At 69.3% G+C, this 6,227-nt stretch carries 4 protein-coding genes and 1 pseudogene; 1 reads left to right on the top strand and 4 read right to left on the bottom strand.

Going from position 1 to position 6,227, the window contains the following annotated elements; translation table 11 throughout:
- Nucleotide 1: 1 nt before the first annotated feature.
- The 3 genes and pseudogenes from CCS38_RS00925 to CCS38_RS35455 all read right to left on the bottom strand — a co-directional run.
- Nucleotides 2-1,369: a copper amine oxidase gene (locus CCS38_RS00925; protein ID WP_223731252.1), complete on the bottom strand. Its 1,368-nt coding sequence runs from the start codon at nucleotides 1,367-1,369 to the stop codon at nucleotides 2-4.
- Entirely contained in the window at nucleotides 1,366-2,217 is an 852-nt protein-coding gene (locus CCS38_RS00920; RefSeq protein ID WP_223731251.1) for a Tat pathway signal sequence domain protein, read from the bottom strand. The genes CCS38_RS00925 and CCS38_RS00920 overlap by 4 nt, the downstream gene beginning before the upstream one ends.
- Before the next feature lie 206 nt (nucleotides 2,218-2,423).
- A pseudogene (locus tag CCS38_RS35455) lies at nucleotides 2,424-2,708 on the bottom strand (non-oxidative hydroxyarylic acid decarboxylases subunit D); the annotation flags it as partial.
- On the opposite strand from CCS38_RS35455, the gene CCS38_RS35220 reads away from it, so the two are divergent.
- Nucleotides 2,692-3,132 carry an aldo/keto reductase gene (locus tag CCS38_RS35220; protein WP_308050633.1) on the top strand — a complete coding sequence of 147 codons (441 nt, stop codon included), beginning with the start codon at nucleotides 2,692-2,694 and terminating at the stop codon, nucleotides 3,130-3,132. The pseudogene CCS38_RS35455 and the gene CCS38_RS35220 overlap by 17 nt on opposite strands.
- 351 nt (nucleotides 3,133-3,483) lie before the next feature.
- Here the strand turns inward: CCS38_RS35220 and ggt are convergent, their stop codons facing one another.
- Nucleotides 3,484-5,379 (bottom strand): gamma-glutamyltransferase, encoded by a 1,896-nt coding sequence (gene ggt, locus CCS38_RS00910; RefSeq protein ID WP_223731250.1) that lies wholly within the window; start codon nucleotides 5,377-5,379, stop codon nucleotides 3,484-3,486.
- Nucleotides 5,380-6,227: the final 848 nt, after the last annotated feature.

Raw genomic sequence — 6,227 nt, 5'->3', positions numbered from 1 at the left:
TTTACTTGTTGCCCTTGTCGGAGGGCGGGTGGTGGGCGGTGTGGCGGCCGTCGCCGTTGTAGCGGTGCTGGTGCAGGTGGTGCGGCGTGAGCGGGTTCATTGCCGTCACATCGCGCGGAGTGATCTGGAAACTCTGCCAGTGCACCGGCATGGGTGCCTGGTCCTCGTCCCGCGGGATGTGGTGGTATCCCACCTGCACCCAGGTGACGGGCCTGGTCAGTTTCTCGCCGTCGACGAACTGCCCGACGTGGTCGAGGCGGCTGAGTTCGGGCGACATCTTGTTGTCGCTGGCGTACCGTTCGCCCGCCTTGTACTCCGTGAAGTAGATGTCCTTCTCGGTGAAGGGCCGCCCGGTGTACCGGTGGGGGTTGTGGTGGACGATCTCCCAGGAACGCGGGTGCCCATCGGTATTCTTGTGCTTGCTGACGATGCGCCACCAGCGCTGGGTGTGCGCGTCGGTGAGGCCGCCCATCTCCTGCTGGACGGATTTCCGGGTGGTTTCGTGCAGGGGGGTCCTGGGCTCCTTCTTGGAGTAGCCGGTCTGCCGGGTCTCGTACTGCTCGACCCGGGAGGTCGGTGTGCTGTCGGGGTCGAAGACCAGCCGCCAGAAGACGTTGTGGTAGTGGCTGGTGGAGTATGCCTTGCTGCCCTCGCCGAGCGGCCAGCCGGTGCCGTCCGCGGCGTTGAAGTCGCCGGGGGAGAGATTGCCGGCGGATCCCAGCTTCGGTGTGATCGTGCCGTCGTCGGAGAAGTTCCACTGATTGATGTAGTGGTAGTGCCCGGCCTCGTTGACCGTGTACACGACCAGGTCCTGCCCCTGCTGGGCCTCATTACCCCGGTGGGCACTGCGGGGCAGGTCATCGCTGTCACCGTGGTAGGCGAAACCACGCTCCTGGGTGGTGACGCACAGGCCGCTGACGGTCTCTCCCTGCGTGGCGAGGTTGCTCCGGATCTGCCGGAGGGCGCCGCCGGGACAGTCCTTGGGACGGAGCGGATTGGCGTGGGCCCCCAGCTCGTCGGCGGTGAGGTCGGAGTACTCGGCCGTGCCGTTGTCATAGGGGACGTGAATCTGCGCCAGAGCGGCGCGGTGCAGGATCTTGATCGGTTCCGCCTGCCCCTTGGGCTGGAAGGTGATGTCTTCCAGTACGAGCCCTTCCAGGCGTGTGTCGTGCCAGCACATCCGCCAGGTACCGCCGCCCCTGAGCGTGTGTTCGATGGCGTTGCCGGGGCTGCAGGCACGGGCAGCGGTGTGCTGCGTGTCCGCACCTGTTCGCGCGGCGCCCGCCGCCACGGCAGCGGCGGGCAGTGCGGACGGCAGCAGCAGCGCCAGGGACGCGGCCGTGGTGAGGGGCCGGAACACTTTCTTCATGAGGAAAGCCCTCCGCTCTTGGCTCGGAGTCGGTGCACAGAGCGGTCACTGAGGTTGATCACGTAGTTGCTGGCGTCGATCCTCGGGCCATCGGGCACACGGGTGGTTACCTGGACGCAGCGCTCGGCGCCGCATGCGCGGAGCGGACCCCTCCGGGCGCCCTGTGGCTCATAGGTCCAGCCCTGGACCCGCAACTGCTCGACACGGGTGAGTTGGCCGCCTGTGGCCTTGGCGAAGTCCTGCCGCAAGCCGTCGCCGAGCGGGTCGCCGAGCAGCAGCGCCGCCGCCTCCTGCGCCTCCTCCCGGGTGGGGGGAGGCTGAACACCGTGTACCGTCTTGGAGCTCTCGACCTTCTGCGACAGGAGGTCGACCGTCTTATGGGTCAGGGTGTCGTCCCTGTAGTCGTAGAAGCGGACCACTGCCTTCCGCTCCCAGGTGCCGCCGACCGACGGTGGGCTCTCGGCCAGGTCGGTGCCGAGGTACTGCGGCCTGCCCTGCTCCCTTTTGACGTTCTCGCTGGCCGTGCGCAGCTCCGTGTCCTCTGCGAGCGCCAGTTGCTGCGCCCGTTCGATCTCCGCGGACGTCAGAGGATCACGCCACGGACCGGGCCCGGTCCTGCCGTCCGCAGTGGGCGCGGGCGCCAGAGCCGTCGAGGTCGGCGCGCCGCCGGCCGGCGGCCGGCCGGCGGCGCTGGTGGCCGCCAGAGGAACGGTCCCGGTGATCATCACGGTGGCGGCGGCCGCGGTCAGTACCGTGCCGCCCGCCAGGCTCCACAGGACCGCTCGGCGCCTCGCCGCCGGCGGCACCACCCGTCGCTTCCCGGCCCCTGCCCTGCGTGCGTCCGTCATGCCCGTCCCTCCCTGCCACGTCCTCGCAGCGGAACCCGCGCACGGCCAAAGTAGGAGCCCGTCCGCCACGGCGCGCCGCCCGAACCGGCCCCTCCTCAGGTACAACCTCACGCCCGGAATGGCCCACTCACCGTCTGGCCTCGGGACGTCCCGTTCGAACGGCACAGGCACCCACGACGCAGGGAGGTGGCGGGCGGCTGGCGTGGCTACCCCCTCCTCGGCACCGGAGGCGGTTCCGGTCCGGGAAAATCGACCGGCTGGCGGCGGGGTTCAGTGCCCGCGAGCGGGGCACCGGCGGCGCCCTCCATAGCCGCGGCGATGCCCTTTGCCGGCATACGGGACCCGGCGGGGTACCCCTCGTGCCGGGTACGGCGGTCGGGCCCGGTCGAGCGCCGCATGTGAGGCACACATGTGAGGCACCGGGCGCACTGAAACACCTGCCAGACGCCGGGCACGGGTGAGTCCACGATCGCGGTGACCGTGTCGTGCTCGCAGCGGGCAACAACGTTCTCTCTGGCTTCCCAGAGCTGGAGCTACTCCCGGCTGAGGGAGCCTTTGCTGTGGTCGGTGTGCTCGCCGGTCGCTGGGCGAGGCGCCCGCCGGCGCTCACAGCACGCGACAACGACCAACGAACCGGCCCGGGCATACGAGGGGAGCCATGCTGTGAGGGGCACTGACAGGGACGCCCCCTGCGCCGCTGCCTCCCTACGCTGGCTGACGCAGCGGGAGATCGTCGCAATCCCGAAAAGCGTGCGGTCACAACGGATGGCGGAGAACATCGATGTCTTCAGCTTCCACCTGACCGATGACGAAATGACACGCATCACCACCCTGAACGCAGGCCGCAGTCACATCTTCGACCATTACGACCCCGAAGCGGCCAAGTGGCTCGGCTCAACCCGGTTCGACACCTGAACCCGCCCAGCCCAGCCCGAGGTCGGCGAGTTGGGCGATCTGGTGGTCGGCGAGCTGGGCGAGGTGGTGGTCGGTGAGTTCGGCGCACCGATACTGCCTGCGCAGGTGGCCAAGTACTGCCCGATGGGCACCATCCCTCGTCCGTGCCCCACACCGTGTCCTGGCGCGGGGCACAGCGCCCAGTGGCCCGCCGGTAGGCCGCAGGGCAGCGAGCTTGCTCTCCCCGGTTTCCTCGCCCGGCTCACTCGTCGTCGCCCCCGGCTCTGGGCGCCGGCCATGGAATGAACGGCCCGCTGAGCACTGCGTGTCGGCGGGCCGTTCGTTGGGCGTGCGGGTGGGCGTCCTCCGGCGTCAGCGCGCCGGGTGCAGAACCATCGCGGAGCCGCCGTCACGTCGCTTCGGCTCGGCGACCGCCTGCGTGCGGCCGTCGGGCCGGAATTCCAGGGCCGCCACGGCCCCGATCTCCGGTGAGGGAGTGAAGGTCGACGGGGCGAGGACGAAGCGCTGGCCGAGACGCTCCAGGGCCGTGCGTTCCGGCGAGTCGAGGAAGACCGGCTCGGCCTCGGTCTTGGCCGAGTTGCGTTGCGAGATGCGCGGCGCGGCCACCGCTTGCGGCAGCGTCATGCCCAGGTCGATCCGGTTGACGAGGGTCTGCAGCACCGTGGTGATGATGGTCGCGCCGCCCGGCGAGCCCACCGCGATGAACGGCTTGCCGTCCTTGAGCACGATCGTCGGCGACATACTGCTGCGCGGACGCTTGCCGGGACCCGGCAGATTCGGATCCGGCACCCCCGGCGTGACCGGCGTGAAGTTGAAGTCCGTCAGCTCATTGTTGAGCAGGAATCCGCGGCCGGGCACGGTGATGGCCGAGCCGCCGGTCTGTTCGATCGTCAGGGTGTAGGAGACCACGTTGCCCCAGCGGTCGGACGCCACGAGGTGGGTTGTCGACGGTCCCTCGTACGCCTCCTTGCTGCCGGTGCCCTTGACGCACCCGGAGCCGGGCTTGCGCGGGTCCCCGGGAGCCAGCGGGCTGGTGAGCGTGGCGTCCGGCCGGATCAGGCAGGCGCGCTCCTTGGCGAAGTCCTTGGAGAGCAGTTCCCGCGTCGGTACGTCGGAGTACTTCGGGTCGCCCACCCAGCGGTTGCGGTCGGCGAAGGCGATCCGGCTGGCCTCCAGGTAGTGGTGGAGCGCCTGGACCCGGTCGTCCTTCGACAGGCGGAAGTTCTCCAGGATGTTCAGGGCCTCGCCGACGGTGGTGCCGCCGGAGGAGGACGGCGCCATGGAGTAGACGTCCAGCCCGCGGTAGTTGGTCCTGGTCGGGGCCTGCCCCAGTGCTGCATAGCGCGCGAGGTCGCCCGTCTCCATCAGCCCGGGGCGGACGGGCTCGGCACCATCGGCCATGGGCGGCTTCCGGACCGTACGCACCACCTCACGCCCGAGGTCGCCGTGGTAGAGCGCGCCGACGCCGTCGCGTGCGAGTTCCCGGTACGTACGGGCCAGACCCGGGTTGCGGAACCGCGAGCCGACCTCGGGGAGCTTGCCGCCCGGCAGGAACAGGTCGCTGGTGGAGCGGAACTTCCGGAAGCGGTCCTCGTTCATCTCGGTCTGCGCACGGAATTGGTGGTCGACGACGAAGCCGCCGTCGGCGATCCGAGTGGCCGGCTTCAAGGCCCGGGCGAGCGAGACCGTGCCCCAGTCGTGCAGTGCCTTTTGCCAGGTCGCAGGGGTGCCCGGAATGCCCACGGACAGGCCCGAGTTGACGGCCTCGTCCATGGGGATGGGCTTTGTCGTCGACGGGTCGATGAAGGAATCCGAGCGCATACGGGCCGGGGCGGTCTCACGGCCGTCGATGGTACGCACCCGGTGGGCCGCAGCGTCGTAATAGACCATGTAGCCACCACCGCCGACTCCCGCGGAGTACGGCTCGACCACACCGAGCGCGGCCGCGGTGGCCACGGCGGCGTCCACAGCGTTGCCACCGTGCTTGAGGACGTCGATCCCGGCCTGGGACGCGTAGGGGTTGACGCTGGAGACCGCGCCGCCACTGCCCACGGCGACGGGCTGCTCGGCGGGTGGCTGTGGCCCTGAACGAGTGGGGGCGGCGTCGGCAGGGGTGGCCTCGGCAGGGGTGGCGTTGGAACGCGCGGCGGTAGCGGCAGAACCGACAGCGCTGGACGGCAGCACGAAGGGGAGAGAAAACACTGTCGCCGCGGATACGGCAGCGACGATGGTACGGCGGACACCCATGGAGCCTCCGAGGAATCGAGCGAAAGGGTTTCCCGAAACCTTGGTGTACGGCGGATGCTTCAGCAATGATCATGGGCAAGATTTGCGCGAAATATGAGGTTCCTCGCCGGTAGCCAAAAAGCCGTCGAGAAACCCTCCAACATTCCGCTCGAATCGCCCTTCACGCTCCCCTTTGCATGCCTCTTCGGGTGCCCCGCCAGTCGCCCTCCGGCTCCGCACTCCGTCGGTTTCGACAGTCGCGCCACTCTGTCCGCTCGCCCACTCGGCGCGCCTGACCAGCATCGACATAAGGCGCGTGATCCGCTATCGCGCCCCCGGGCCGGGGGAGGGAGGTGCCTCGGGGGCGCGACGCGGCCCGGCGCCATACGGACACCGGAGCGGGCGTCCCGCAACCACGGGGGAACATGCGCGGGCGCCCAGGCCAGGAATTGCGCCTGACGGAAAAGACCCTAAGCAAATGTGCCGGTACTTCACCACCGGCCTGATCAAAGCTTGAGGGTTACTTCCCGGTCGCACGGCTATTTGAGCGGCAATTGAGAGTTACCACCCGGTCACCGTCACCCGGAAATCCGAGACGGGCAAACGTGCATCCCCCCGGTGCGGACACACTTCTGTCCATCGAGGCATGGCGCAGTGCGGCGATAGCCAAGGCTGGCGGGCGGGAGCCGGCCGAGCCGACCGACACCGTCTTCAGCGCGCCGGCTCTCACGTGCGGCCCGTCGACGGCGTCTCTCACCAGTAGGTGCCCATCGAGCGGGACCGCGGCGCGTTGCTGCCGAACCCGTGCCCACTTCGTTGCTTCGTCCTGCTCCACCAGGCCGACGCCGACCTCCTCACCCACCCCTGTG

The sequence above is a fragment of the Streptomyces purpurogeneiscleroticus genome, from assembly GCF_020024005.1.
In the GTDB taxonomy this organism is placed as follows: domain Bacteria; phylum Actinomycetota; class Actinomycetes; order Streptomycetales; family Streptomycetaceae; genus Streptomyces; species Streptomyces purpurogeneiscleroticus.
Note: the sequence above shows the minus strand (reverse complement) of the source record. Positions and strands in the feature narration are given on the sequence as shown.